This is a genomic window from Prescottella equi, from assembly GCF_020171745.1.
GTDB classification, from domain to species: Bacteria; Actinomycetota; Actinomycetes; order Mycobacteriales; family Mycobacteriaceae; genus Prescottella; species Prescottella equi_A.
In genome coordinates this window covers 39858-65363 of record NZ_JAIVAH010000030.1, presented here as the reverse complement: position 1 = coordinate 65363, position 25506 = coordinate 39858, and the positions used below count along the sequence as shown (strand labels likewise).

Below are 25506 nucleotides of genomic sequence, written 5' to 3'. Positions count from 1 at the left end.
CAAGGGGGGACGGGGAATGATGAAACGACTGATTGCGGCGTCGGCCTTGGCCGTCGGCCTGACGGCGGCACTCGCCCCTGCAGCGGCGGCGCAGGACGCGCCGCCGCCCGGGTACAAGCTCTCCAGTGAGGGCTTCGTGACGCCGCTTCATCCCGACGCCTGGCGGCCGGCGCCGAAGTCGATCGTCGTCAGCCCGTACGGCACCGACGACATCTACTGCATCTCCTACAAGTCGAGCTTCTGCTATCAGCTCGATCCCGCAGGAAACCGTCACGACCTGATCTACCTCAACGCTTTCGTGCCCCGACTGTGGGTGTTCGATCCGTTCCAGAGTTGATACCGTGCGCCACGGGGAGTCCGGACGAGCTGGACCTTGCTGCGGGGGATGGGGTCATCGGGTATGAATCTGCAGTTTTGGGAGGTGACGGCGCTCGTTCGGCATCTGCGGAACTACCTCGTGAATGCCCGCCGTTTCTTCGCGGGATGGAGTGTCACCGAGATCCCGCGCACCGAGGACCCTCGTCCCGAAGACCGCTGAGCCGGAGCGACACGGCAATCGGAACTAGGCCCCACGGATCGCGTCATCGAGGACGTCGAGCCCATCTGACAACAGTTCGTCGGGGATGACCAGCGGCGGCAGCAGACGGACGACATTGCCGTAGGTGCCGCAGGTGAGGACGACGACGCCGCGTTCGAGGGCCCGGGCCGCAATCCGCTTGGTGGCCTCCGGGTTCGGCTCGCGGGTGCCGGGTCGGACGAACTCGAGCGCCAGCATCGCGCCGCGCCCACGGACATCGCCGACGATTCCGACGTCGTCGGCGAGGGCCTGCAGTCGCGGCCGGGCCAACTCCTCGATCCGGCGGGCCCGTGCGCACAGGTCGAGATCACGCATCTGGTCGAGTGTCGCGATTGCGGCGGCGCACGCGACCGGGTTTCCGCCGTACGTGCCGCCGAGTCCGCCGACGTGGACCTCGTCGATCAGGTCGGCGCGCCCGACCACCGCCGACAGCGGCATCCCCGACGCGATGCCCTTCGCGAGCGTCATCAGATCCGGGACCACGCCCTCGTGTTCGCACGCGAACCACGCACCGGTGCGGGCGAAGCCGGTCTGCACCTCGTCTGCCACGAACACGATCCCGTTGGCGCGCGCCCACGCGACGAGCGTCGGCACGAACCCCGGCGCGGGCACGATGAAGCCGCCCTCACCCTGGATCGGTTCGAGGACGATCGCCGCGATCCGCTGCGCGCCGATCTGCTTGTCCATCACATCGATTGCGCGTCTCGCGGCCTGCTCGCCGGTGACCACGCTGCCGTCCGGGTTCGGTGGCTCACGGAACGGGTACGACATCGGCATCCGGTACACCTCGGGAACGAACGGGCCGAACCCGTCCTTGTACGGCAGGTTCTTCGCCGTCAGCGCCATCGTCAGGTTGGTGCGGCCGTGATAAGCGTGGTCGAACGCGACGACGGCGTCGCGTCCGGTGGCATGACGGGCGATCTTCACGGCGTTCTCGACGGCCTCGGCGCCACTGTTGAACAGCACCGCCCGCTTCTCGTGCTCTCCGGGGGTGAGCGCGACCAGGCGCTCGCAGACCGCCACGTACTCCTCGTACGGGGTCACCATGAAGCACGTGTGGGTGAACCGCGTCGCCTGCTCGCCGATCGCCGCGGCCACCGCGGCATTGGACGCCCCGGTGCCGGTCACCGCGATGCCCGAGCCGAAATCGATCAGCGAGTTGCCGTCCACGTCGACGATGACACCGCCGTCCGCGTCCGCCGCGTACACCGGGACCGACGACGCGACGCACGCTCCCACCGCCGCGTGGCGACGGGTCGCGAGAGCCAGCGACCCCGGCCCGGGGAGGTCGGTGCGCAACCGGAGCTGCTGGGGGAGTCGGTATTCGATGTCGGGCACGGCGACCTCCCGGGCCGGTCAGGACTGGATGTCGCGGCGGCGGAAGCCGACCAGCGCCAGCGCGTACAGTGCGGCCGCGATCACGAGCAGGACGATCACCGGCACGATGTCGAACTCGGCGGCCGGCATGTTGGGCGTGAAGTGGAACGGCGACGCCCAGCCGGTCCAGTCGGGCAGCACCTCGAGGAACATGCCGATCACCAGTGCGTAGCCCAGGTACACCCAGACCACCGCCAGCAGGCGCGGGAACCACGCGTACACCGCGGCGGTCAGCGCGATCACCGTCATCGTCGCCGGCAGGAAGTTCGCCGCCGAGCCGACGAGCCGACCGAACATCGAGCCGTCGTGCAGTGTCGCCGCCGCGGTGACCCCCATCGCGGCGCCGGCGGCCAGCACGATCAGCGACGTCGCGACACTGATCACCGCGAGTTGCGCACCGAGCCACCGCCACCGCGACACCGGGCCCGCGAGCACGTCCTCGGCCCGTCCCGACGTCTCCTCGTTGCGGGCCGACTGCACCGCGGTCATCGCGTACATGCACGCCATGATCGCCAGGAACACCAGGTACAGCGCGAACGCGCCCTGCGCGGCGTTGCCCTCACCGCCCGGCAGCAGGTCGGCCAGCCGCGGATCCTGGTTGACGAAGTCCGCCACCTGCTGACCCAGCGCACCGATCGGGAAGGCCAGCGCCGCGACGCCGACGGCCCACGCGGCGATCTGGTTGCGCTGCATCCGCACCGTCAGCGCGGTGATCCCGGTCAGCGCGCCACTCGCGCGCGGCCGGCCGCCCCGCGGCGCGACCAGACCCGCCCCGACGTCGCGTCGTCCCACCACCAGGTACGCGAGCACGACGCCGACGACCACCGCCGCGAGCCCGAGCAGCAGCGGCCACCAGCGCTCGTCGACGTAGGCGCGCGTCGACTGCGCCCAGCCGATCGGCGACAGCCACGACCACACGCTGCCGTCCTCCTTGGCGCGGACGTCACCGATCGCGCGCAGCAGATACGCGACGGCGACCGCGACGAGCCCCAATCCGCTTGCGGTGCGGGCATGCTCGGTGACCTGGGAGAACAGCGCCGACGTCGCGCCGAACGCGAGGCCCACCATGAACACGCCCGCGGCGAGGTTCCACGACCCCAGCGCCGGCAGCCCGACCGCGGTCAGCCCGAGGCCCAGGACGAGCCCGATCAGCAGGTTCGCCAGCAGCACCACCACAAGTCCCGAGGTGATCGATGCGAACCGGCCGACGACGCCCGAGCGCAGCATCTCGGCGCGTCCGGTCTCCTCCTCGGTGCGCAGGTGCAGCGTCACGAGCAGCACCGACATGATCGCGACGGCGATCATCGTCATGCCCGCGATCTCGTTGGCGACCATCGCACCGAGCGTGTAGTCCGACAACCCGAAACCCGGCCCGGCGAGCGCCGTCGCGGCGGGCGATTCGATCAGCGCCGCGCGAGCCTGTCGCGACTCCGGGGTGGGATAGAGGTTCTGGTAGCTGGACGCCAACAGCACCGTCGACCCGCCGACGGCGATCACCCACGCCGGCAGCCGGATCCGGTCGACCCGCAGCGCCAGCCGGGTCAGCGTCCACGTGCCCGCGAGCGGATCGGACGTCGACGCGTCGGCGGGCCGCGCGGTCTGCTCGAGCGCCGGGGCCTGCGTCGTCATCGCCGCTCGATGCCCAGCGAATCGAACTCGTCGCTGTACTCGCGCAGGAACAGGTCCTCGAGCGTCGGCGGATTCGCGGTGATCGTGACGACCCCGAGGCCGGCGAGCGTCGACATCACCGCGTCGAGATTCTCGGAGTCCACGTCGAACGTGACGCCGTTGTCCTGGTCGTCGAGTGTCTTCACGTTGTGCACGCCGGGGACCGCGGCGAGGCCGTCGGGGGAGCGGCGGGTGGTGGCCGTGACCGTGGTGCGGGTCAGGTGCCGCAGCTCGGCGAGCGTTCCGCTTTGCACCGTCCGGCCCGTGCGGATGATCGTCACCACCTCGCACAGTGACTCCACCTCGGCGAGGATGTGACTCGACAGCAGGATCGTCCGTCCCTCCCGCGCCGCCTCACCGATGCACTGCTGGAACACCGCCTCCATCAGCGGATCCAGCCCGGACGTCGGCTCGTCCAGGATCAGCAACTGGGCGTCCGCGGCCAGCGCCGCGACCAGCGCCACCTTCTGCCGGTTGCCCTTCGAGTACGTGCGGCCCTTGCGGGTGGGATCGAGTTCGAAGCGCTCCATCAATTCCTGACGGCGCCTGTCGTCGAGGCCGCCGCGCAACCGCCCGAACAGGTCGATGGCCTCGCCGCCGGTGAGGTTGGGCCACAGGTTCACGTCGCCCGGCACATAGGTCAGGTGCCGGTGCAGGCTGACCGCGTCCCGCCACGGATCGGCACCGAGGACCGAGACGTCGCCGCCGTCCGCGCGCAGCAACCCGAGCAGCACCCGGATGGTGGTGGACTTGCCGGAACCGTTGGGGCCGAGGAACCCGTGGACCTCGCCGGGGGCGACCTCGAGATCGAGGCCGTCGAGGGCATGGACGTCACCGAAGCGTTTGGTGAGTCCGCGAACCGAGATCACCGGGTCCATCGCCCGAGCATAGGACGACGGGCACCGGCCCGGCCGGGTTTCCGTATGAGCCCGGCGTCAGCTCGACGGTCGGGACGCCGCGATCCGGGCCAGTGCCTGCCGCACCACCTTCGGATCGGCCGTCTCCCAGAACGGGGGCAACGACGCGCGCAGGTAGCCGCCGTACCGGGCCGTCGCCAGACGCGAATCGAGGATCGCGACCACGCCCTTGTCGTCGGTGCTGCGGAGCAGGCGTCCCACGCCCTGCGCGAGCAGCAGCGCCGCGTGGTTCGCGGCCACCGACAGGAAGCCGTTGCCGCCGCGCGACTCCACCGCCTGCTGACGGGCCACCAGCAGCGGGTCGTCGGGGCGCGGGAACGGGATGCGGTCGAGGATCACCAGGCTCAGCGACGGCCCGGGCACGTCGACGCCCTGCCACAGCGACAGCGTGCCGAACAGCGTCGTCGGCTCGTCCTCGGCGAACTTCTTCACCAGCGTGCCGGTGGCGTCGTCGCCCTGACACAGGATCGGCACGTCGAGGCGTCCGCGCATCTCCTCGGCGGCGGCCTTCGCGGCCCGCATCGACGAGAACAGGCCCAGCGTGCGCCCGCCGGCCGCGGTCACCAACTCCTCGATCTCGTCCATGAACGCGGGGGACAGGCCGTCCCGTCCGGGTGGCGGCAGGTGCCGGGCGACGTACAGGATGCCCGACTTGGCGTGGTCGAACGGCGACCCGACGTCGAGCGAATTCCAGCGCAGCGGACCGGCATCCGACGGCGCCTCCTTGCCGGTCGCGGTCGCGGTGTCACTGCGTGAGGGCGACTCCGGCGGCAGACCCCAGTTCACCGCGAGCCCGTCGAACGAGCCGCCGACGGTGAGCGTGGCCGACGTCAGCACCACCGTCGACTCGGCGAACAGGCTCGCCCGCAGCAGCCCGCCCACCGACAGCGGTGCCATCCGCACCACCCGGCGGACGTTGCCCCGGTTCTCCTCGACCGACAGCCACACGACGTCCTTGCGCTTGGCCGGGTCGGGCTCGTCGAACGCGGTGAGCACGCGGACGGCGCTGTCGTGGATCTCGTCGATCGCCGACAGCGCGGCGTTGCGCGCGGCGGCGGCCTCGGGGTCGGCGGCGGCCATGCCGGGCTTCGACGGGCCGATCGCGGTGCGCACGTTCCACGCGGCGTCTCGGACGGCGGCCAGCGCCATGCCGACGCCGTCGGGCAGCGCGTCCCAGCGTCCCGCGGGCAGCTCCTCGAGCAGATCCGCCCAGCCCTCCGACGCGGCCTCGAGCCGGTCGACGTCCTGTTCCTCGACGAGCTTGACGGCACGGCGGGCGGCGCCGCTGATGGCGGCCGCCGCCAGCTCCGCGGTCGCGACGCCGGTGACCCGGTCGACCAGTTCGTGGGCCTCGTCGATCACGACGACGTCGTGCTCGGGCAGCACCGCGATCCCGGAGATCGCGTCGATCGCGAGCATCGCGTGATTGGTGACCACGACGTCCACCTGCGCGGCCTCCGCGCGGGCGCGTTCGGCGAAGCAGTCCTCACCGACGGGGCACCGGGACTTGCCGAGGCACTCGCGGGCGCTGACGCTGACCTGACGCCACGCCTGGTCGCTCACGCCGGGGACGAGATCGTCGCGGTCGCCGGTCTCGGTGTCCGACGACCACTTGGTGAGCCGCTGCACCTCGCGGCCCAGCCGGGAGACGGCGAAGGCGTCGAACAGCTCGGCCTCGGGCGGATCGTCCTGCGCCATCCCCGTGTGGATCTTGTTCATGCACAGGTAGTTGCCGCGGCCCTTGAGGATCGCGAACCGGGGAAGGCGCCCCAGGGCGGGCTTCAATGCCTCCGCGAGACGCGGCATGTCCCGGTCCACCAACTGGCGCTGCAGCGCGATCGTCGCGGTAGAGACGACGACGGTGCGTCCGGACTCGACGGCATGCCGGACGCTGGGCACGAGGTAGGCGAGTGACTTGCCGGTGCCGGTGCCGGCCTGCACCGCGAGGTGCTCGCCGGTGTCGATCGAGTGCGCGACGGCGGACGCCATCGTCAGCTGGTTCTGGCGTTCCTTGCCGCCGAGCGAGCGGACCGCGAGCTTGAGGAGATCGGGCACGTTCGGCAGCTCACGGGACACCGCAACAGGGTACTGCCCGACACCGTCAACTCCGGTCGGCGACCTGCCCGACGAGTTCGACGCCGGCCGCCTCCATCTCGGCCAGTGCCGTTTCGACGGTGACCGGCGACACGCCTGCAGTGAAGGGGAGCAGCACCCGGGTGCGGAAGCCCTCGGTCGCCGCGTCCAGCGCGGTCGCGCGGACGCAGTGGTCGGTCGCGATGCCGACGACGTCGACGGCGTCGATGTCGTGGTCGCGCAGCCAGTGGGCGAGGGACCGGCCCGACGGCGAGACGCCCTCGAAGCCCGAGTACGCGGCGCTGTGCTCGCCCTTCGAGAAGACCTCCTCGAGGGGTCCGGTCTCGAGCGCTGGATGGAACTCGGCGCCGGGTGTCCCCGCGACGCAGTGCGGCGGCCACGTGTCGACGAAGTCCGGGTGGTCGGAGAAGTGCGTGCCGGGGTCGACGTGGTGGTCGCGGGTCGCGACGATCGCGGCATACCCCTGCCCCGAGAACAGGTCGTTGATGTCGGCGGCGACCGTCGCGCCGCCCGCGACGGCGAGCGAGCCGCCCTCGCAGAAGTCGTTCTGTACGTCTGTGACGATCAGGGCGCGTCCGGGCACTATCGCCACCCCTCTCCGGTCACGATCGGCTCGACAGACCCGGCGAATCGGGTGGGCACGGCCGGTTCGCCGTGCGACAGCTTGAGCCCCTCCCACGGCAGGCTCACCAGGTTGCGGGCGAGCAGAGCCCGGGCGTCGTCGAGCGTGGGTAGGTCGTCGACGACGTCGCCCCCGCGCACCATCGGGATCAGCAACTCGCGCGCCTCGAGGTCGGCGGCAACCGGGGCAGCCGTGCCCGCCCGGTACAGGACCTCCTCGACGACCGTGCCGGACGACCGACTCAGTCGCAGCGCGCGCTTGGTCCCGCCGCGGGACTGCTTGTGGCTGCTGCGCTTCTCGACCGGGACACCGTCGACCTCGACGAGCTTGTAGACCATGCCGGCGGTCGGTGCGCCGGATCCCGTCACGAGCGACGTCCCGACGCCGTACGAGTCGACGGGTTCGGCCCGCAGCGCAGCGATCGCGTACTCGTCCAGGTCGCCCGACACGACGATCCGGGTGCCCGTCGCTCCGAGCCCGTCGAGTTGTTCGCGGACCTGACGCGCGAGCACGCCCAGGTCGCCCGAGTCGATCCGCACCCCGCCCAGCTCGGTGCCGGCCGCCGTCACGGCGTTCTCGACGCCTTGCGTGATGTCGTAGGTGTCGACGAGCAGCGTGGTGCCGACGCCGAGCGCCGCCACCTGGGACCGGAATGCGGCCACCTCGTCCGGGACACCGTCGTGGGTGTGCAGGAGCGTGAAGGCGTGCGCGCTGGTGCCCGCACCGGGAACGCCGTGCCGGCGCACCGCCTCGAGATTGGAGGTGGCATCGAACCCGGCGAGATACGCGGCGCGGGCGCACGCCACCGCGGACTCCTCGTGCGCGCGACGCGAGCCCATCTCGATCATCCGACGGCCGTCCGCTGCACTCACCATGCGGGCGGCGGCCGACGCGATCGCGCTGTCGTGGTTGAGGATCGACAACACGAGCGTCTCGAGTAGGACACATTCGGCGAACGACCCGCGTACCGACAGGATCGGCGACCCGGGGAAGTACAGCTCGCCCTCGCGGTAGCCGTCGATGTCGCCGGAGAACCGGAAGTCCCGCAGCCACTGCACCGTCGCGTCGCCGAGGAAGCGAGAGACGACCGCGAGCTCCGGCTCGCCGAATCGGAAGCGCGCCAAGGCGTCCGCGATGCGTCCCATGCCCGCGACCACGCCGTACCGGCGCCCGTCGGGCAGTCGGCGGGCGAACACCTCGAAGCTGCATTGCCGGTGAGCGGAGTCGTCCGCGAGCGCCGCTTCGAGCATCGTGAGCTCGTACTGGTCGGTCATGAGGGCCGTGCTGGACTGGTCGGAGACCGTGTCGGAGGCGCGGGATGCGGGAACGGTTGCCACACGGCCAACTCTACGATTCGGGCCCTGGGCGCGGGTGTCGGGTTCCATGGCTACGCCGTACCCTGGACCCATGGCGCCGTGTTCCTCGATGACGACTCTCCCGACCACACTCCCGGTCGGCAAGATGCCCGCCGCAGCGCCCCAGGTCTCACCTGCGGAGGCTGAGATCGAGGAGATGACCGAGGCGCAGGATCGTCCCTGGGTGACCGTCGTCTGGGACGACCCCGTCAATCTCATGCACTACGTGACGTACATCTTCCAGAAGCTGTTCGGCTACAGCAAAGCGAAGGCGACGGACCTGATGATGCAGGTTCACAAAGAAGGCAAAGCGGTCGTATCCAGCGGTTCCCGCGATAAAGTCGAGAACGACGTCCGGAAACTGCACGCCGCCGGCCTGTGGGCGACGATGCAGCGCGACGACACCTAGACGCTTCGCCATCCATCCCTCTCGACGGTAAGGATCCCGGGTACAGACGTGCGGACTTGGACCAGGAAGAACTCGCTCGGCGGACTGAAACTGCGTTCGGAGATGGACGCCCACGAGGCAACGGTGTTGAGGTCCCTGGTGACCTCGGTTTCCGGACTCCTCGAGGAGCGCGCGGCGTCGGCGCCGACCGACGAACTCGCCGCCCTGACCGGACTGCGGACCGGTAACTCCGAAACCCCCTCCGACGAGGTCCTCGCCCGGCTGCTGCCGGACTTCCAGCGTCCCGACCCGGACAAGCCGGACAACGACTCCGAACGCGGCAACGTCAACAGCGCGCTTCGCAGCCTGCACGAGCCCGACATCATCGACGACAAGCTCGCGGCCGGATCCGTCATCCTGCAGACCGTGCCCGCCGAGGGCGGCAAGGTCGTCCTCACGCCCGAGCAGGCCGACGCGTGGCTGGCCGGGCTCAACGACGTCCGCCTCGCGCTCGGCACCAATCTCGGTATCGACGACGACACCCCCGACGAGGTGGACCCGGACGATCCGCGGGCCCCGCACTACGACGTCTACCACTGGTTGACGTGGATGCAGGACTCCCTCGTCCAGGCGCTGATCGCGTGACGGCCCCCGGCACGTCGGTCCGGACCGGACCGACGGATTCTCTGTGTGACGTGACGGGTGTTCTCGTCGGCCACGACTACGTGCTCGACGCGGACGCGACCCTCGGGGCGGGCGGTGCCACCGGTTGCACGGTGGTGCTCGCGCCGTCGGGCGCGACCGCCGGCGTGGACGTCCGCGGCGGCGGCCCCGGCACCCGCGAGACCGACCTGCTCGACCCCAGCCACTCCGTGCAGCAGGTGCATGCGGTGCTGCTGTCCGGCGGCAGCGCGTACGGACTGGCCGCCGCCGACGGCGTCATGCGGTGGCTCGAGGAGCACGAGCACGGCATCCCGATGGGCGCCCCCGGGCAGGTCGTCCCGATCGTGCCCGGCGCGGTCGTCTTCGATCTTCCGGTCGGTGACTGGCGCATCCGGCCCACCGTCGAGTTCGGCTACCGCGCCGCGGACCGCGCGGGCACGACCGTCGCGACCGGCTGCGTCGGCGCCGGCACCGGCGCCCGGGCCGGTGTGCTCAAGGGTGGCGTCGGCACCGCCAGCGCGGTCATCGAGGGCGGCCCGGCCGACGGGATCACGGTGTCGGCGCTGCTGGTCGCCAACCCGGTGGGCTCGGTGTGGGATCCCGAGACGGGCCTGCCGTGGGGGCTGTCGCTCGCGGACGCCGAACGGCGCGGCATGCGTCTGCCGTCCTCCGCGGAACTCGCCGCCGCGAACGCGCTGGCCGAGAAGGCCACGGTGCTCAACACGACCATCGGCGTGGTCGCCACCGACGCGAAACTGTCGAAGGCGTCGTGCCGCCGGGTCGCGGTCGCGGGCCACGACGGCATGGCCCGCGCGATCCGGCCCGCGCACTCGCCGCTCGACGGCGACACGATCTTCGCCCTCGCCACCGGAACCCACGAGACGCCGTTGCCCGACGGTGTCCCCGCGGCGTTCCCGTGCGAACTGCCGATCCTCGACGCGGTGTGCACCGCGGCCGCGCGGTGCGTCGAACGCGCGATCGTGGACGCGATCCTCGCGGCCACCACCGTCGCCGGGATCCCGAGCTACCGGGACGTGTTCCCGTCGGCGTTCGGGACCTCCGGCTAGCGGGCGGGACCGTCCGACACCGGCCGTCGGTCGGTGGTGGTCGGTACGCTCGAATTCGTGACCACCGGATCCGATGTACGCGTGAACCCTCCGCGAGTCCCGCGGCCGCTCTGGCAGCGGGCCGCGATGACCATCGGCGGGTTCGCGATCGTCCTGTACGTCCTGGAGGCCTTCGACACGATCGCGCGCAACAACCCCCTGGACCAGTGGGGGATCGAGCCGCGCACCCTCGACGGGCTGTGGGGAATCCTGTTCGCGCCCATGCTGCACTACGGGTGGGGACACCTGCTGGCCAACACGGTGCCGCTGCTGATCCTCGGGTTCCTGGTGCTGATGTCGGGCATCGGCCGCGGCCTCGCCGCGACCGGGATCATCTGGGTGATCGGCGGCCTCGGCACGTGGCTGACCGGTGGTGTCGGAACAGCGCACCTCGGCGCGTCCGTGCTGGTGTTCGGCTGGCTCACGTTCCTGCTGGTGCGCGGCATCTTCACCCGCAGTTTCGGGCAGATCGTGCTCGGTGTCGTGGTGCTGTTCGTCTACGGCGGCATGCTGTGGGGCGTGCTGCCCGGGCAGTACGGGATCTCCTGGCAGGGCCACCTGTTCGGCGCGATCGGCGGCGTCGTCGCCGCGTGGATCCTGTCCGCCGATGCCCGGCGCAAGACCGATCCGGCGGCCGGGCCGATCGGTTCCGCCGGGGCGGTGCGGCCGCTGCGCTGACTCGGCCGTCACACCGTCGACCAGCGTGTCGGCGCATCACAATCGCGCGTCGGATGTGAGTTGACGCCGCCGAAAGTGCCCGAAGCTTTTTGAGATCCGGGTGGGCGTGGCAGCATAGTTTGCATGCGCATTACGGTCCTGGGATGTTCGGGCAGCGTCTCCGGACCCGACTCGGCTGCTTCGGGCTACTTGTTGACCGCTCCCGGCACCCCGCCGGTCGTCATGGATTTCGGACCCGGTGTCCTCGGCGCCCTGCAGAAGCATGCCGATCCCGGCGAGGCCACGATCCTGCTGTCGCACCTGCACGCCGACCACTGTCTCGACATGCCCGGGCTGTTGGTGTGGCGGCGCTACCATCCCACCCCGCCGAGCGGGCGGGCCGTCGTCTACGGCCCCACCGACAGTGCGTGCCGCATCGGGGTCGCCTCCGCCGAGTGCGGCGGCGAGCTCGACGACATCTCCGACACCATCGACCTGCGCAGCTGGTCCGACGGGCACGTCGCCGAGATCGGTGAGATCGCGGTCCAGGCGTTCCGGGTGAACCATCCGCCGGAGTCCTACGGCTTCCGCGTCACCAGCAAGGCCGGACGCGTCCTCGCGTACACCGGTGACACCGGCATGTGCGATGCCGTCGTCGATCTCGCCCGCGGCGCCGACGTGCTGCTGTCCGAGGCGTCGTGGACGCACAGCCCGGATCGTCCCGAGGGCATCCACCTCTCCGGCACCGAGGCCGGACAGGTCGCGACCCGCGCCGGCGTCGGCGAACTGCTGCTCACCCACATCCCGCCGTGGACGTCCCGCGAGGACGTCATCGCCGAGGCGAAGGCCGAGTTCTCCGGACCGGTGCACGCGGTGTCGGCCGGGGACGTCTACACCGTCTGACCCCGACTAGGCTCTCGGTCGTGACGACACGAGAAGACGGTAGGACGGACGACGAGCTCCGCGAGGTTCGGATCACCCGCGGTTTCACCAAGCATCCCGCAGGTTCGGTGCTGGTCGAATTCGGCAACACGCGGGTCATGTGCACCGCGAGTGTCGAGGAGGGTGTGCCGCGCTGGCGCAGGGGCTCGGGGCTGGGCTGGCTCACCGCCGAGTACGCGATGCTGCCCGCGGCCACCCACACCCGCAGCGGCCGCGAATCGGTCAAGGGCAAGGTCGGTGGCCGCACGCAGGAGATCAGCCGCCTGGTCGGCCGCTCGCTCCGCGCGTGCATCGACCTCGCCGCGATCGGTGAGAACACCATCGCCATCGACTGCGACGTGCTGCAGGCCGACGGTGGCACCCGCACCGCCGCCATCACCGGCGCCTACGTCGCGCTCGTCGACGCCGTGACGTACCTGCGTGCCGCGGGTCGCCTGGCGGACCCGCAGCCGATCTCGTGCGCGATCGCCGCGGTCAGCGTCGGCGTCGTCGACGGCCGGGTCCGGCTGGACCTGCCGTACGAGGAGGACTCCCGCGCCGAGGTCGACATGAACGTCGTCGCGACCGACACGGCCACGCTGGTCGAGATCCAGGGCACGGGCGAGGGCGCCACGTTCCCGCGCTCGACGCTCGACAAGCTGCTCGACTCCGCGCTGGCCGGCTGCGAACAGCTGTTCGCGATCCAGCAGGCCGCGCTCGCCGAGCCGTACCCGGGCGAGCTTCCCGAGCCCAAGGCCGGCGAGCCCAAGAAGAAGGCGTTCGGCAGTTGAGCGGGAAGATCCTGGTCGCCAGCCGCAACGCCAAGAAGCTCGGTGAGCTCCGCCGGGTGCTCGCGGCCGCCGGTATCGAGGGTCTCGAGGTGATCGGACTCGACGAGGTGCCGGCGTTCCCCGAGACTCCGGAGACCGGCGCGACGTTCGAGGCCAACGCGATCGTCAAGGCCGTCGACGGCGCCGCCGCCACCGGGCTGCCGTGCGTCGCCGACGACTCGGGTCTCGAGGTCGATGCCCTGAACGGGATGCCGGGCGTGCTGTCGGCGCGTTGGAGCGGTCGTCACGGCGACGACGACGCCAACACCGCGCTGCTGCTCGGTCAGCTCGCGGACGTGCCCGACGAGCGACGCGGCGCGGCGTTCGTGTCCGCGTGTGCGCTCGCGATCCCCGGACAGGACACCGTCGTGGTGCGGGGCGAGTGGCGCGGGCAGATCGTGCGTGAGCCCCGCGGCGACAACGGGTTCGGTTACGACCCCGTCTTCGAGCCCGAGGGCGAACAGCGGACGTCGGCGCAGCTGTCGCCCGCGGAGAAGGATGCCGCGTCGCACCGCGGCCGCGCACTGGCGCAGCTGGTGCCGGCACTCGCGGCATTGGCTCGCGGCTAGCCGCGTCTCCTGCAGACACACGAAAGGCCCGTCCGCTCGGACGGGCCTTTCGTGTAGGTCGGTGCGGCGGATCCGCTCAGACGCCGAAGTCCTTCTTGACCTGCTGGGTGCGCCAGTGCTCGACGAAGAACGACAGGAACGGGATGGTGCCGGCGAGCAGCGTGCCGATCGTGCGGCCCGCGGGCCAGCGCACCTTGACCGCGAGGTCGATGGTGAGGATCAGGTACACGAAGTAGACCCAGCCGTGGACGATCGCGATCCAGGTGGGGAGGTTGTCGACCCCGAAGATGTACTTTGCGACCATCTCGGCCGTGAGGACGAGGAGCCAGATGCCGGTCGCGTACGCGAGAACGCGGTAGCGGAGCAGGGCCGACGCGATCTTCTTGTTGTCCTGCTGCGTGGGCGCCGCCGGCGCGGTGGTCTGCTGTGGGGTGGTCTCGTGGGGGCCGCCGCTCACTTGTCGCTCCTATCGGGCTCGCGAGCGGAGAGCTCGGCGAGGTAATCGTTGTACTCGAGCATCTGCCGGGCGTCGGAGTCGTCGAGATCGGTGGTGTCGGTGGCGGCCTTCGGACGTTCCGGAAGGAGTCCCTCGGGGACCTCGGTCGGCTCGTCCTTCGCGGTGTCGGGGCTCTCGCCGTCGTTGTCCTCGAGCTGCACGAAGCGTCGGTAGGCGTACACCACGAATGCCGCGAAGAGAGGCCACTGGAACGCGTAGCCGAGGTTCTGACCGGTGCCACCGACGGCTTCGAATCGCATCCACTGCCACCAGCCGAGCGCAAGGCATCCGACGGATGCGACGACGACCAGCAGGATCAGAGCGGGTCGGCTCTTTCGACGGGTTCGGGCCACACTTCGACGGTACCCGAGGTGTGGCGTGGCCCCGTAGGGGTGCCGGGTGGTTCTGGTCACCTGAGCTGCAGAGGAGTGGCCGGGCGGACTAGGTTTTCGTTCCCGGTGGGTCGTCTGGCAGAATCAACCGCTGTTCGTCGCATCCGGTTACGTACCGCGCGACGGTCACAGGAAAGAGGCAAAACCGGACTCACCACCCTGGTGGGTCGCCGAATTGCACGTGACACGTGTGCACTCGTGTGCGCACTGAAGGAGATACGCAGCTCATGGCTGTCAAGATCAAGCTCACCCGCCTCGGCAAGATCCGCAACGCGCAGTACCGGATCATCGTCGCGGACTCTCGCACCCGCCGCGACGGCCGTGCGATCGAGACCATCGGCAAGTACCACCCCAAGGAAGAGCCGTCGCTGATCGAGATCGATTCGGAGCGCGCTCAGTACTGGCTGGGTGTCGGCGCGCAGCCGACCGAGCCGGTCGAGAACCTGCTGAAGATCACGGGTGACTGGCAGAAGTTCAAGGGCCTGCCGGGCACCGAGGGCACCCTGAAGGTCAAGGAAGCCAAGCCGTCCAAGCTGGAGCTGTTCCAGGCTGCGCTGGCGCAGGCCGAGAACGAGCCGGTCGCCGAGGCCGTCACCCCCAAGAAGAAGAAGGCTGCCAAGGAAGACGCAGCCGAGGCTCCTGCCGCTGACGCCGAGGCTGCCGAGTAATGAGCGCCGTCGTCGCCGATGCCGTCGAGCATCTCGTCCGTGGGATCGTCGCCAACCCCGACGACGTTCGCGTCGAGCTGAACACGGGGCGTCGGGGACGCACCGTCGAGGTGCATGTGCACCCCGACGATCTCGGTAAGGTGATCGGTCGCGGTGGTCGTACCGCGACCGCCCTGCGGACCCTGGTCTCCGGTATCGGTGGTCGTGGAATCCGCGTCGACGTCGTCGACACCGATCTGTAGGACGCAGTGGAACTCGTCGTAGGCCGCGTCGCCAAGTCGCACGGCATCAAGGGGGAGCTGGTCGTCGAGGTTCGTACCGACGAACCCGAGGAGCGCTTCACCGTCGGTGCCGAACTGCGTGGTCGCAAGCCGCGCGAGAACAAGCTGCACACATACACGGTGGAAGCCGCCCGGGAGCATTCCGGGCGGCTTCTGCTGCGCCTCGAGGGCGTAGCCGATCGCACCGCCGCGGACGACCTGCGCGGCACGCTCTTCGTGATCGACACCGCTGACCTCACCCCGTCCGACGATCCGGACGAGTTCTACGATCACGAGCTCGAGGGCCTGACCGTGCGGATCGCCGCCGGACGCCCCGACGCCGGCACGCCGGTGGGCACCGTGATCGAGGTATTGCATTCCGCCGCAGGCGAATTGCTGTCCATTCGCCCGGAAGGTCAGACGTCGGGCGAGCTGTTGATTCCGTTCGTCACGGCGATCGTGCCGACCATCTCGATCGCCGACGGCATCATCGAGATCGATCCGCCGGAGGGCCTGCTGGACCCCGACTTCGGCGACAGCCGCAACGAGGAGTGACCGAACCACCGTGCGTCTCGACGTAGTCACGATCTTCCCCGAGTACCTCGAGCCGCTCCGCGCGGCGCTGCTCGGCAAGGCGATCGACAAGGGACTCATCTCCGTCGGTGTCCACGACCTGCGCCGCTGGACCCACGACGTGCACAAGGCCGTCGACGATTCTCCGTACGGCGGCGGGCCGGGCATGGTCATGAAGCCGACCGTGTGGGGCGACGCGCTCGACGAGGTCCTCACCGACGAGGACGGCGAACCGGACTCCGAGGCACTTCTCGTCGTTCCGACCCCCGCCGGGGTCCCGTTCACCCAGGCCACCGCCCACCGTTGGGCGGAAGAGAAGCACCTGGTCTTCGCGTGTGGGCGCTACGAAGGCATCGACCAGCGCGTGTTCGACGACGCCGCCCGCCGGGTGCGGGTCGAGGAAGTCTCGATCGGCGACTACGTGCTCATCGGCGGCGAGGCCGCGGTCCTCGTCATGGTCGAGGCCGTCGTCCGGTTGCTGCCCGGTGTGCTCGGCAATCAGCAGTCCCACGAAGAGGATTCGTTCTCCGACGGGCTGCTCGAGGGCCCCAGCTACACCCGTCCGGTCAGCTGGCGTGGACTCGACGTCCCGCCGATCCTCCTGTCCGGGGATCACGCGAAGGTCGCGGCCTGGCGTCGCGCACAGTCGCTGCAGCGGACGGCCGAGCGTCGTCCTGATCTCCTTTCCTGATCGGTTCCCGATCGGTTTCGCCGGCCCTTTGACCTGGGGTCGGTCACGCGAGTAGGCAGGAACTCGAGGTGACCGGCGATGACTGATGTCGACTATTGCGTCATAGGGGCTGGGTTCGCGGGTTTGACCGCGGCCCTGCGCCTGAAACAGGCGGGCCGCTCCGTCGTGCTGCTGGAGGCGCGGGACCGGATCGGTGGGCGGACCTTCACCGAGACCCGGGACGACGGAACCTGGATCGACCGAGGCGGGGCGTGGATCGGCCCCGGCCAGGACCGCATCCGCGCGCTGATGACCGAATTCGGCGTGCCCGCCTACAAGCAGTACACCGGCGGCGACGCGATGATGATGGTCGACGGTAAGAAGTACCGCTATCAGGGCACGATCCCGATGACGATGAGCCCGTGGGCGGTCGCGAACCTCGGGACCGTGTTCCTCGAACTCGGCGAACTGTGCAAGACCATCCCGCTCGACGCGCCGTGGGAGGCCAAGCGGGCCGCCGAATGGGATCGGATCAGCCTCGCGAAATGGCTCGACGACAACGTGCTGTCGAAGCCGGCCCACCAGCTGCTCGAGATGGCGATCGCCGGCTGCTACACGTCCGCGGCGTCCGAGGTGTCGTTCCTGTTCGTGCTGTATCAGATGGCGTCCGGCGGCGGTCCGGGGTTCGTCCTCGGTGTCGCCGACGCGGCGCAGGATTCCCGCCCGGTCGGCGGCATGGGGGCGATCTACCGGCCGATGGCCGCGGAACTCGGCCGGTCTCTGCATCTTTCGCGGCCGGTGCAGACGATCGCGCAGGACGATTCCGGGGTGACCGTGACCACCGACCACGTGTCGGTCCGGGCGCGCCGGGCCGTCGTTGCGGTGCCGCTCGCGGTGGCCGGGCAGATCCGGTACGAGCCGCTGCTCCCGGTCGATCGGACGTTCCTGCATCAGCGCATGCCGAGCGGAGCCATCCGGAAGATCTCGGTCGTCTACGACGAACCGTTCTGGCGGGCCGACGGACTGTCCGGACAGTCGGCCGCGCCCGACTCGCCCGCGATGGTGACGATCGATGCCGGCACCGACGCGCCGCGGCCGGGGGTGCTGTGTGTGATCGTCGAGGGGCCCCGCGCACGGGAACTGGGCAGGCTCACCGCGTCGGAGCGGCGGACGGCCGTCGTCGGGGCCCTGGTCGAGCGGTTCGGCAGCGACGCGGCCACGCCGATCGACTTCATCGAGCAGGACTGGAGTGCCGAACGCTATTCCGGCGGCGGCATGCTCAGCCACGCGCCCACCGGGGTGCTCACCGAATTCGGTCCCGCGCTGCGGTCACCGTGTGGGCGGATCCACTGGGCCGGCACCGAGAGTTCGGCGGTGATGTGCGGATGGGTCGACGGCGCGGTGCGGTCGGGGGAGCGGGCCGCCCGAGAGGTGATCGCCGCCGACGACCTGGTGGGCGCCGGGCGCAGCTAGTGCGGGGCGCACCGAAGAGAGACCACACCGGAAAAGGCGATGCGACGGTGGACCGTTCGCTCTAGAGTTCCGGGCGTGTCGAACACCTACCTCGCGCTGGAAGCTGCCACCCCGGATACCTATCTCGGAGACGACGGGATCGTCCAGGCCCAGTCGCCGGCGGTCCGGTCGCTGGCGCGTCGGCTGCGGGAGCGAGCGGGTGGCGACGTGCCGTTCGCCGAGGCCGCGTTCGATTGGGTTCGGGACCGGGTCGGACATTCGTACGACGTCCGGGACCCGCGGGTGACACTGACCGCGAACGACGTTCTCGAAGCGCGGGTAGGCCTGTGCTACGCGAAATCGCATCTGCTGGCCGCACTCCTGCGATCCGAAGGCGTTCCGACCGGTCTCTGCTACCAACGCCTCTCGCATGACGAGGGCCACGTACTGCACGGGTTGGTCGCCATCCATCTCGAGGGAGAGTGGCATCGCCAGGATCCACGCGGCAACAAGTCGGGTGTCGACGCGGAGTTCTCGCTCGGCACGGAGCGGCTTGCCTGGAACGTCGATCCGGCGCTCGGTGAGATCGACTACCCGCAGCTGTTCGTCTCGCCGGCCCGCGGCGTCGTCGACGCGCTTCGTGGCACGACCGACGTTCTTTCGCTGTACGGAACAGGCCTGCCGACCGGGCTCGATGCGCGCGACATCCACGGACACCGAATCGCGATCTAGGCGATTCGCCTCAGCGGGAACACTGTTCGGACAACGTCGGTGATGGTCTCGCGCGCGTGGGTCGCGCTGGCGTCGTCGACGGCCGCCGTCAGGGACGTGTCGGGGTAGTCGGCGTCGTCGTCGCCGTAGTCCAGGTCCTCACGGGAGACGACGACCAGCACGTAGCGGTCGTCGGCACCCGCGATGCCCGTCGACACGTGGGTCCAGCGGTCGTCGACGCAGCACATCCAGCCCTGTTTGACTGCGAGCGAGGTTTCCCCGCTCAGGCCGTCGGGCAGGCCGAAGCGTTGGTCGTAGCCCTCGGTAGAGGTGGCCTCGGACGCGTGGAGATGATCGAGGATCTCGGTGCGCCGACCGTCGTCGAGTCCGCCGCGCCCGTCGAGCAGTCCGGCGTAGTAGTCGACGAGGTCGGCGGGGGTGGTCTCGGTGTTCCACCAGTTGTCGTCGTACGGGGTGGTGGTCGCGGTGAGGTGGTATCGGCCGACGACGTCCTCGACGATCTCGGGCCCGCCGTACTCGTTCCACAGCGTGTTCGCGGCGTCGTCGTCGGAGCGCTCGAGCATCAGGCCGATCAACTCGTGTTCCTCGGACGTCAACTCGAATTCGGCGCGCGATTCGCGGAACAGCACGTCGTCGGCGATGAACAGCTTGGCGACCGACGCGGTGGGGAAGGACGCGGCGTCCGCGACGGCAGAGTAGGTGCCGTCGCGACGGTCGAGCAGAGCGATCGAGACGTCGGCGCCGCGGGCGAGGGCGTCGTCGACCGCCCGGGTCATCCGCTCCTCGAGCGTGCCCGACGGCATCTCGGCGACCGCATGCACGGTAGCGCTCTCCAGCGCCGCCGCCGGGTCGTTCGGGTCGTGGGTGAACATGCAGCCCCCGACCACCAGAGCGGTCGCGCAGGCCGCCGCGAGGCGCCACAGCACCCTCGCCATCGGGGTCCTCCAGGTAGATCACAGCGGGCGGCCTCGTTGCCGACGCTCACGACAGGCTAGCGGTAGGGTCGATCGCCGTGACGACTGCTCTCAAATCTGTGAACCAGCGTATCGCCGAAGAGCTCGATGTACGGGAGAGTCAGGTCGCCGCGGCGGTCGACCTCCTCGACGGCGGGGCGACGGTTCCGTTCATCGCGCGGTACCGCAAGGAGGTCACCGGCGGTCTCGACGACGCCCAGCTGCGCCAGCTCGAGGAACGCCTGCGCTACCTGCGTGAGCTCGACGAGCGCCGCGTCGCGATCCTCGAATCGATCCGCTCGCAGGACAAGCTCGACGCCCAGCTCGAGCAGCAGATCATGCTCGCCGACACCAAGGCCCGCCTCGAGGACATCTACCTGCCGTACAAGCCGAAGCGGCGGACCAAGGCGCAGATCGCGCGCGAGGCCGGCCACGAACCGGTCGCGGATGCGCTGATCGGCGATCCGACGACCGACCCCGCCGGATACGACGCCGAGCAGCTCGACGGCGCCCGCGCGATCCTCGTCGAACGGTTCGCCGAGGACGCCGACCTGGTCGGTGAACTGCGTGAGCTGATGTGGACCCGCGGCCAGGTCGAGTCGACGGTCCGCAAGGGCAAGGAGACCGAGGGCGCCAAGTTCGCCGACTACTTCGAGTTCTCCGAGCCGTTCGAGAAGCTGCCCTCGCACCGGATCCTCGCGATGTTCCGCGGGGAGAAGGAAGAGGTGCTGTCCCTGACCCTCGCCTCCGATCGTGAGCCGCTCGAGCCCGGCGAGACCAGCGTGTACGAGGGCCGGATCGCAACCCGGTTCGAGATCGCCGACCGGGGGCGTCCGGCCGACCGCTGGCTGCTCGACACCGTGCGCTGGGCGTGGAAAACCAAGATGCTCATCACCCTCGGCATCGACACCCGTATGCGCCTGCGGCAGTCCGCCGAGAAGGACGCCGTCGACGTGTTCGCGGCCAACCTCAAGGACCTGCTGCTGGCGGCGCCGGCCGGCACGCGCGCCACGATGGGGCTGGATCCCGGTTTCCGCACCGGCACCAAGGTCGCGGTCGTCGACGCCACCGGCAAGGTCGTCGCGCACGACACGATCTACCCGCACCAGCCGCACAACAAGTGGGACCAGTCGCTCGCGACGCTCGCCGCGCTGGCCGCCAAGCATGGGGTCGACCTCGTCGCGATCGGCAACGGCACCGCTTCGCGCGAGACGGATGCGCTTGCCGCCGAGCTGATCTCGAAGTTCCCCCAGGCCGGCCTCACCAAGGTGATGGTCTCCGAGGCCGGCGCGTCGGTGTACTCGGCGTCGGCGTACGGCTCGCAGGAACTGCCCGACCTGGACGTCTCGATCCGCGGCGCCGTGTCGATCGCACGCCGCCTGCAGGACCCGCTCGCCGAACTCGTGAAGATCGACCCCAAGTCGATCGGCGTCGGGCAGTACCAGCACGACGTGTCCGAGACGATGCTGGCGCGCTCGCTGGGCGCGGTCGTCGAGGACGCCGTCAACGCGGTCGGCGTCGACGTCAACACCGCGTCGGTGCCGCTGCTGTCCCGGGTGTCGGGCATCGCCGGCTCGCTCGCGGAGAGCATCGTCGCCTACCGCGACCAGAACGGTCCGTTCCGCAGCCGCAAGGGACTCAAGGACGTGCCGCGTCTCGGCCCGAAGGCGTTCGAACAGTGCGCCGGCTTCCTGCGGATCCCGAACGGCGATGACCCGCTCGACGCGTCCAGCGTGCATCCGGAGGCGTACCCGGTGGTGCGCCGGATCGTGCAGTCCTCCGGGTCGGCGGTGGGCGACCTGATCGGTAACACCGCGGTCCTGACGAAGCTGCGTCCGGCCGACTTCGTCGACGAGAAGTTCGGCCTGCCGACGGTCACCGACATCATCGCCGAACTCGACAAGCCCGGACGTGACCCGCGCCCCGAGTTCAAGACGGCGACGTTCGCGGCCGGCATCGAGAAGGTCGCGCACCTGAAGCCCGGCATGGTGCTCGAGGGCGTCGTCACCAACGTTGCCGCCTTCGGTGCCTTCGTGGATGTGGGCGTGCACCAGGACGGACTGGTGCACGTGTCGGCGATGTCGCGCACGTTCGTCAGCGACCCGCGTGAGGTCGTCAAGTCCGGCGATGTCGTCAAGGTCAAGGTGCTCGAGGTCGACGTGGAGCGCCAGCGCATCGGGTTGACGCTGCGCCTCGACGACGAGGTCGGCGCTGCCGCCGGTCCGAATGGTGGCCAGGGCCCGCGCGGTCCGCGCCAGGGCGGGCAACGCGGTGGCGGTCAGGGGCAGCGTGGCCAGGGTGGACAGCGTGGCCAGGGTGGTCAGCGCCAGGGTGGTCAGGGCCGCGACCGTCGTGACGAGCGTCCGGCGAGCGGTTCGATGGCCGACGCGCTGCGCAAGGCGGGCTTCGGCAACAAGTGACACTGCACGACGGGCGCCCCCGCAGTGACCGGGGCGCCTGTCGGCGTCCGTCCTCGTCAGTAGCCGCCGATGCCCTTGCCGAGCAGGGACGTGCCGATCACGAGCAGCAGCACCGCCATCACCGCGGCGTTGTTGGCGGTGAGCCATCCCTTGAGCCCGTTCAACCACGCAGTCGCGCGCTCGCGCATCGTGAAGTAGCCGATCACGGGAACGGCGACGGTGCTCGCGGCGAGGACCGTGAACACGACGCCGGTGACCACCATCGCCCCGGCGCCGACACCGAGTCTGGTGACCGCGACCGCGGCCCCGATGATCAGCAACAGATTCTTCGGGTTCACCGCCGCCAGCCCGATCCCGAGCGCGAACGCCTTCCCGGGCGTGACCTTGTCGATGGCGGCCAGCCACCCCGGCATGGTCGGTTCCTCGCCCGGGGCCGGGCGGTTCCGCCACTGCTTGACGGCCAGTCCGAGCAGGAGCAGGCCCAGCACGACGCGGACGGTCGCGGTGACCGCGTTGCCGTCCGAACTCGACGACAGATCGACGGCGCTGCCGATCGCCACGAAGACCGCGTACCCGACGGCGATTCCGGCGATCCAACCGGCGAGGAACGCCGTCGCGGTGCTGCCTGCGCGGGGCGCGAGCAGCATCAGGATTGTCGCGATGATCGGGATCGGACTGATCGCGACACCGATCGCGAGGGGGAGTACGTCCCCGATAGCGGCGTTCATACTCGGATCGTGGCACGGTCATCGGTCCGGTTCGCCACCCGTTGCGGGTGAAACGCCGGATGAGACTCCGGCTTTCGCGGCGCCCTTGCAGGTGGAATGCTCGTGAGCCATGCAGCCGCTCGCGTCGACCCGGACCGAATCGTTCCGTGCGCCGAAGAACATGGTGTGGATCCCCGCCGGGACGTTCTGGATGGGCTCCGAGGACTTCTATCCCGAGGAGCGCCCCGTCCACGAGGTCGGTGTCGACGGATTCTGGATGGACACACACCAGGTGACGGTCGCCGAGTTCCGGCGTTTCGTGAAGGACACCGGCCACGTCACGACGGCCGAGATCGCGCCCGATCCCGCCGACTATCCGGACGCGGATCCCGCGCTGCTCGTTCCCGGGTCGCTCGTCTTCACCCCGCCCGCACACCCGGTCTCGCTCGACGACTACCAGCAGTGGTGGTCGTGGGTTCCCGGCGCGGACTGGCGGCACCCCGAGGGCCCGGGCAGCAACGTCGGCGGCCGCGAGCGCCATCCCGTCACTCACGTCTCGTACACGGACGCGCAGGCGTACGCCGCGTGGGCGGGCAAGGAGTTGCCCACCGAGGCGGAGTGGGAGTTCGCCGCCCGCGGCGGCCTCGACCGCAAGACCTTCGCGTGGGGGGACGAGTTCACCCCGAGTGGCCGGCACCAGGCGAATACGTGGCAGGGGCAGTTCCCGTGGGAGAACCTCGCCGAGGACGGCTTCGTCGGCACGTCACCGGTCGGGACTTTCCGGCCCAACGGCTACGGCCTCGTCGACGTCGCGGGCAACGTATGGGAGTGGACCACCGACTTCCACACCGCGGACCACAGCGCGTCGGGCAAGAACGTCGCGCCCGCATCGTCGTGCTGCATCCCCCGCAATCCGCGGGTCGAGATCGGTGAGGTGCAGGCCGGCGAGGTGTACCCCCGCCGTGTCATCAAGGGCGGGTCGCATCTGTGCGCCCCCAACTACTGCCTGCGGTATCGGCCCGCGGCGCGTCAGGGTGAGACCGAGGAGACGTCCACCTGCCACATCGGGTTCCGATGCATCGTCCGTGGACCCGGACCGTCCTGATGCAGCACTGGCTGGATCGGGAGATCGTCGCCAACGGGCGGCTCCCGCTGCTGTTCTTCTTGATCGGCTTCCTGCTCGCGTTCATCTTCATCCGGCTCAGCGTGCGGATGATCCGGGCCCAGGTGCGTTGGTGGCCGGGCAACATCACGCCCGGCGGTCAGCACATCCACCACGTCGTGTTCGGGGTCGTGACGATGTTCGCGTCCGGAATCGGTCTGATCGCGCTGTACGAGACGGCGACGCAGGCGACCGGTGCCGTGCTGGCGACGTTCTTCGGGATCGGGGCGGCGCTCGTCCTCGACGAGTTCGCGCTGATCTTCTACCTCAAGGATGTGTACTGGTCGGATCAGGGGCGAGCGTCCGTCGACGCGGTGTTCGTCGCGCTCGCGGTTACCGGTCTGCTGCTGCTCGGTTTCCAGCCGCTGGAACTGCTCGACATCACCGAGTTCCGGGAGGACCGGCACATCGCGGTGCGGGCGGCGCTGATCGTCCTGGTGCTGGTGAACCTGGCGATTGCGGCGATCGTGATCCTGAAGGGGAAGATCTGGACCGGGCTGGTCGGGCTGTTCGTCTTCCCGATCCTGTTGGTCGGGGCGATCCGGTTGAGCCGTCCGGGTGCGCCGTGGGCGCGGTGGCGGTACGTCTCGAGGCCGCGTCGCATGCGGCGCGCGATCGAACGGGAGAAGCGCTTCCGGCGTCCGATCATCCGCGCGAAGATCTACGTACAGGACCTCGTCGCCGGCAAACCGAGCGTCGAACACGCCCTCACCGCGACCGAGGCGGAGCTCGAACGGATAGTCCAGGCTGCACCGGCGCCGATTTCCGCGCACGGCGAGGCGTCTGGCACAATGGTCAGGTTGCCTGGCGAAGGCGACTCAACTTGATCTGAGCACGAACCAGTCGAGCTACCGCCGCTCGGTTCCTCTGCTCCTGCGAAAACGCAAGGATGGAACACCCATGAACACCTTGGATTTCCTGGACGCCAAGTCCCTCCGCAACGACATTCCGGAGTTCCGCGCCGGTGACACCCTGAACGTGCACGTCAAGGTCATCGAGGGCTCGAAGGAGCGCGTGCAGGTCTTCAAGGGCGTCGTGATCCGTCGCCAGGGCGGCGGCGTGCGCGAGACCTTCACGGTCCGCAAGGTTTCCTTCGGCGTCGGCGTCGAGCGCACCTTCCCGGTCCACAGCCCCAACCTCGCCGAGATCGAGGTCCTCACCCGCGGTGACGTCCGTCGCGCCAAGCTGTACTACCTGCGCGACCTCCGCGGCAAGGCTGCGAAGATCAAGGAAAAGCGCTGAGCTTCGACGCTCTGAGCTTCTTCGATTGGCCCGGC

At 69.8% G+C, this 25506-nt stretch carries 28 protein-coding genes; 18 read left to right on the top strand and 10 right to left on the bottom strand.

Annotated features, from left to right (window positions below; translation table 11 throughout):
* Nucleotides 1-16 precede the first annotated feature (16 nt).
* Nucleotides 17-337, top strand: a complete 321-nt coding sequence (locus tag LCL87_RS24185) for a hypothetical protein (protein ID WP_225023990.1) — start codon at nucleotides 17-19, stop codon at nucleotides 335-337.
* Between the two features lie 225 nt (nucleotides 338-562).
* Here the strand turns inward: LCL87_RS24185 and gabT are convergent, their stop codons facing one another.
* The 6 genes from gabT to LCL87_RS24155 are packed head-to-tail and all read right to left on the bottom strand — an operon-like array spanning nucleotide 563 to nucleotide 8664.
* On the bottom strand, nucleotides 563-1915 hold the full coding sequence (gene gabT, locus LCL87_RS24180) for a 4-aminobutyrate--2-oxoglutarate transaminase (protein ID WP_225023989.1): 1353 nt from the start codon (nucleotides 1913-1915) through the stop codon (nucleotides 563-565).
* Nucleotides 1916-1933: 18 nt separating this feature from the next.
* Nucleotides 1934-3583: an efflux permease Rv1217c-related protein gene (locus LCL87_RS24175; protein WP_225023988.1), complete on the bottom strand. Its 1650-nt coding sequence runs from the start codon at nucleotides 3581-3583 to the stop codon at nucleotides 1934-1936.
* Entirely contained in the window at nucleotides 3580-4500 is a 921-nt protein-coding gene (locus tag LCL87_RS24170; RefSeq protein WP_225023987.1) for an ABC transporter ATP-binding protein, read from the bottom strand. The genes LCL87_RS24175 and LCL87_RS24170 overlap by 4 nt, the downstream gene beginning before the upstream one ends.
* A 57-nt stretch (nucleotides 4501-4557) precedes the next feature.
* Nucleotides 4558-6615, bottom strand: coding sequence for an ATP-dependent DNA helicase (locus LCL87_RS24165; protein WP_225023986.1), 2058 nt, complete (start codon nucleotides 6613-6615; stop codon nucleotides 4558-4560).
* A gap of 25 nt (nucleotides 6616-6640) precedes the next feature.
* The gene (locus LCL87_RS24160; RefSeq protein WP_225023985.1) at nucleotides 6641-7216 is read right to left on the bottom strand and encodes an isochorismatase family protein; all 576 of its coding nucleotides are present in this window, start codon (nucleotides 7214-7216) and stop codon (nucleotides 6641-6643) included.
* Nucleotides 7216-8664, bottom strand: a complete 1449-nt coding sequence (locus tag LCL87_RS24155) for a nicotinate phosphoribosyltransferase (protein WP_510850854.1) — start codon at nucleotides 8662-8664, stop codon at nucleotides 7216-7218. Before LCL87_RS24155 ends, LCL87_RS24160 begins: the two co-directional genes overlap by 1 nt.
* Nucleotides 8665-8716: 52 nt before the next feature.
* Between LCL87_RS24155 and clpS the strand changes: the two genes are divergently transcribed.
* The 7 genes from clpS to rdgB all read left to right on the top strand — a co-directional run bounded on the left by clpS (nucleotide 8717) and on the right by rdgB (nucleotide 13744).
* A complete protein-coding gene (gene clpS / locus LCL87_RS24150; RefSeq protein WP_225023983.1) occupies nucleotides 8717-9019 on the top strand; it encodes an ATP-dependent Clp protease adapter ClpS in 303 nt (100 codons plus the stop codon).
* A gap of 48 nt (nucleotides 9020-9067) precedes the next feature.
* Nucleotides 9068-9643, top strand: a complete 576-nt coding sequence (gene aosR / locus LCL87_RS24145) for an oxidative stress transcriptional regulator AosR (protein WP_225023982.1) — start codon at nucleotides 9068-9070, stop codon at nucleotides 9641-9643.
* Nucleotides 9640-10728 carry a P1 family peptidase gene (locus LCL87_RS24140; RefSeq protein ID WP_225023981.1) on the top strand — a complete coding sequence of 363 codons (1089 nt, stop codon included), beginning with the start codon at nucleotides 9640-9642 and terminating at the stop codon, nucleotides 10726-10728. The genes aosR and LCL87_RS24140 overlap by 4 nt, the downstream gene beginning before the upstream one ends.
* Nucleotides 10729-10761: 33 nt before the next feature.
* Nucleotides 10762-11445 carry a rhomboid family intramembrane serine protease gene (locus LCL87_RS24135; RefSeq protein ID WP_510850853.1) on the top strand — a complete coding sequence of 228 codons (684 nt, stop codon included), beginning with the start codon at nucleotides 10762-10764 and terminating at the stop codon, nucleotides 11443-11445.
* 123 nt (nucleotides 11446-11568) lie between these two features.
* Nucleotides 11569-12327, top strand: a complete 759-nt coding sequence (locus tag LCL87_RS24130; RefSeq protein WP_225023980.1) for a cyclic nucleotide-degrading phosphodiesterase — start codon at nucleotides 11569-11571, stop codon at nucleotides 12325-12327.
* Nucleotides 12328-12347: 20 nt separating this feature from the next.
* On the top strand, nucleotides 12348-13136 hold the full coding sequence (gene rph, locus LCL87_RS24125) for a ribonuclease PH (RefSeq protein ID WP_225023979.1): 789 nt from the start codon (nucleotides 12348-12350) through the stop codon (nucleotides 13134-13136).
* Nucleotides 13133-13744, top strand: a complete 612-nt coding sequence (gene rdgB / locus LCL87_RS24120) for an RdgB/HAM1 family non-canonical purine NTP pyrophosphatase (RefSeq protein WP_225023978.1) — start codon at nucleotides 13133-13135, stop codon at nucleotides 13742-13744. The genes rph and rdgB overlap by 4 nt, the downstream gene beginning before the upstream one ends.
* A gap of 76 nt (nucleotides 13745-13820) precedes the next feature.
* Here rdgB and LCL87_RS24115 read toward each other — a convergent pair whose 3' ends face one another.
* Together LCL87_RS24115 and LCL87_RS24110 are read right to left on the bottom strand one after the other, a co-directional pair.
* The gene (locus LCL87_RS24115) at nucleotides 13821-14201 is read right to left on the bottom strand and encodes a DUF3817 domain-containing protein (protein ID WP_510850852.1); all 381 of its coding nucleotides are present in this window, start codon (nucleotides 14199-14201) and stop codon (nucleotides 13821-13823) included.
* A complete protein-coding gene (locus LCL87_RS24110; RefSeq protein ID WP_225023977.1) occupies nucleotides 14198-14593 on the bottom strand; it encodes a transcriptional regulator in 396 nt (131 codons plus the stop codon). The genes LCL87_RS24115 and LCL87_RS24110 overlap by 4 nt, the downstream gene beginning before the upstream one ends.
* A 266-nt stretch (nucleotides 14594-14859) precedes the next feature.
* Between LCL87_RS24110 and rpsP the strand changes: the two genes are divergently transcribed.
* The 6 genes from rpsP to LCL87_RS24080 all read left to right on the top strand — a co-directional run bounded on the left by rpsP (nucleotide 14860) and on the right by LCL87_RS24080 (nucleotide 18987).
* Nucleotides 14860-15300, top strand: a complete 441-nt coding sequence (gene rpsP, locus LCL87_RS24105) for a 30S ribosomal protein S16 (RefSeq protein ID WP_225023976.1) — start codon at nucleotides 14860-14862, stop codon at nucleotides 15298-15300.
* Nucleotides 15300-15542, top strand: a complete 243-nt coding sequence (locus tag LCL87_RS24100; protein ID WP_225023975.1) for an RNA-binding protein — start codon at nucleotides 15300-15302, stop codon at nucleotides 15540-15542. Before rpsP ends, LCL87_RS24100 begins: the two co-directional genes overlap by 1 nt.
* A 6-nt stretch (nucleotides 15543-15548) precedes the next feature.
* On the top strand, nucleotides 15549-16115 hold the full coding sequence (gene rimM, locus LCL87_RS24095; RefSeq protein WP_225023974.1) for a ribosome maturation factor RimM: 567 nt from the start codon (nucleotides 15549-15551) through the stop codon (nucleotides 16113-16115).
* Between the two features lie 10 nt (nucleotides 16116-16125).
* Nucleotides 16126-16824 carry a tRNA (guanosine(37)-N1)-methyltransferase TrmD gene (trmD, locus tag LCL87_RS24090; protein ID WP_225023973.1) on the top strand — a complete coding sequence of 233 codons (699 nt, stop codon included), beginning with the start codon at nucleotides 16126-16128 and terminating at the stop codon, nucleotides 16822-16824.
* A gap of 78 nt (nucleotides 16825-16902) precedes the next feature.
* Complete coding sequence (locus LCL87_RS24085) at nucleotides 16903-18276, top strand: FAD-dependent oxidoreductase (protein ID WP_225023972.1); 1374 nt, start codon at nucleotides 16903-16905, stop codon at nucleotides 18274-18276.
* A 75-nt stretch (nucleotides 18277-18351) separates the two neighbouring features.
* A complete protein-coding gene (locus tag LCL87_RS24080) occupies nucleotides 18352-18987 on the top strand; it encodes a transglutaminase-like domain-containing protein (protein ID WP_225023971.1) in 636 nt (211 codons plus the stop codon).
* Here LCL87_RS24080 and LCL87_RS24075 read toward each other — a convergent pair.
* Nucleotides 18984-19922: a serine hydrolase family protein gene (locus LCL87_RS24075; protein ID WP_225023970.1), complete on the bottom strand. Its 939-nt coding sequence runs from the start codon at nucleotides 19920-19922 to the stop codon at nucleotides 18984-18986. The two genes, LCL87_RS24080 and LCL87_RS24075, sit on opposite strands and share 4 nt — an antisense overlap.
* A gap of 77 nt (nucleotides 19923-19999) precedes the next feature.
* Between LCL87_RS24075 and LCL87_RS24070 the strand changes: the two genes are divergently transcribed.
* Nucleotides 20000-22360 (top strand): Tex family protein, encoded by a 2361-nt coding sequence (locus LCL87_RS24070; protein ID WP_225023969.1) that lies wholly within the window; start codon nucleotides 20000-20002, stop codon nucleotides 22358-22360.
* Nucleotides 22361-22416: 56 nt separating this feature from the next.
* Here LCL87_RS24070 and LCL87_RS24065 read toward each other — a convergent pair whose 3' ends face one another.
* Nucleotides 22417-23088, bottom strand: coding sequence for a GAP family protein (locus tag LCL87_RS24065; RefSeq protein WP_225023968.1), 672 nt, complete (start codon nucleotides 23086-23088; stop codon nucleotides 22417-22419).
* 109 nt (nucleotides 23089-23197) lie between these two features.
* On the opposite strand from LCL87_RS24065, the gene LCL87_RS24060 reads away from it, so the two are divergent.
* From LCL87_RS24060 to rplS, 3 genes are all read left to right on the top strand, one after another.
* Nucleotides 23198-24172, top strand: a complete 975-nt coding sequence (locus tag LCL87_RS24060; protein WP_510850851.1) for a formylglycine-generating enzyme family protein — start codon at nucleotides 23198-23200, stop codon at nucleotides 24170-24172.
* Nucleotides 24172-25056, top strand: a complete 885-nt coding sequence (locus tag LCL87_RS24055; RefSeq protein ID WP_225023967.1) for a hypothetical protein — start codon at nucleotides 24172-24174, stop codon at nucleotides 25054-25056. Before LCL87_RS24060 ends, LCL87_RS24055 begins: the two co-directional genes overlap by 1 nt.
* A gap of 73 nt (nucleotides 25057-25129) precedes the next feature.
* Nucleotides 25130-25471: a 50S ribosomal protein L19 gene (gene rplS / locus LCL87_RS24050; protein WP_225023966.1), complete on the top strand. Its 342-nt coding sequence runs from the start codon at nucleotides 25130-25132 to the stop codon at nucleotides 25469-25471.
* The last annotated feature ends 35 nt before the right edge of the window (nucleotides 25472-25506 follow it).

Bases quoted from the DNA above. Each gene is read 5' to 3' on its own strand.
- LCL87_RS24185 (WP_225023990.1), top strand. From the start codon at position 17: ATGATGAAACGACTGATTGCGGCGTCGGCCTTGGCCGTCGGCCTGACG.
- LCL87_RS24175 (WP_225023988.1), bottom strand. From the start codon at position 3,583: ATGACGACGCAGGCCCCGGCGCTCGAGCAGACCGCGCGGCCCGCCGAC.
- LCL87_RS24170 (WP_225023987.1), bottom strand. From the start codon at position 4,500: ATGGACCCGGTGATCTCGGTTCGCGGACTCACCAAACGCTTCGGTGAC.
- LCL87_RS24155 (WP_510850854.1), bottom strand. From the start codon at position 8,664: ATGGGTCCAGGGTACGGCGTAGCCATGGAACCCGACACCCGCGCCCAG.
- clpS (WP_225023983.1), top strand. From the start codon at position 8,717: ATGCCCGCCGCAGCGCCCCAGGTCTCACCTGCGGAGGCTGAGATCGAG.
- LCL87_RS24130 (WP_225023980.1), top strand. From the start codon at position 11,569: ATGCGCATTACGGTCCTGGGATGTTCGGGCAGCGTCTCCGGACCCGAC.
- rpsP (WP_225023976.1), top strand. From the start codon at position 14,860: ATGGCTGTCAAGATCAAGCTCACCCGCCTCGGCAAGATCCGCAACGCG.
- LCL87_RS24100 (WP_225023975.1), top strand. From the start codon at position 15,300: ATGAGCGCCGTCGTCGCCGATGCCGTCGAGCATCTCGTCCGTGGGATC.
- LCL87_RS24085 (WP_225023972.1), top strand. From the start codon at position 16,903: ATGACTGATGTCGACTATTGCGTCATAGGGGCTGGGTTCGCGGGTTTG.
- LCL87_RS24075 (WP_225023970.1), bottom strand. From the start codon at position 19,922: ATGGCGAGGGTGCTGTGGCGCCTCGCGGCGGCCTGCGCGACCGCTCTG.
- LCL87_RS24065 (WP_225023968.1), bottom strand. From the start codon at position 23,088: ATGAACGCCGCTATCGGGGACGTACTCCCCCTCGCGATCGGTGTCGCG.
- LCL87_RS24060 (WP_510850851.1), top strand. From the start codon at position 23,198: ATGCAGCCGCTCGCGTCGACCCGGACCGAATCGTTCCGTGCGCCGAAG.
- LCL87_RS24055 (WP_225023967.1), top strand. From the start codon at position 24,172: ATGCAGCACTGGCTGGATCGGGAGATCGTCGCCAACGGGCGGCTCCCG.
- rplS (WP_225023966.1), top strand. From the start codon at position 25,130: ATGAACACCTTGGATTTCCTGGACGCCAAGTCCCTCCGCAACGACATT.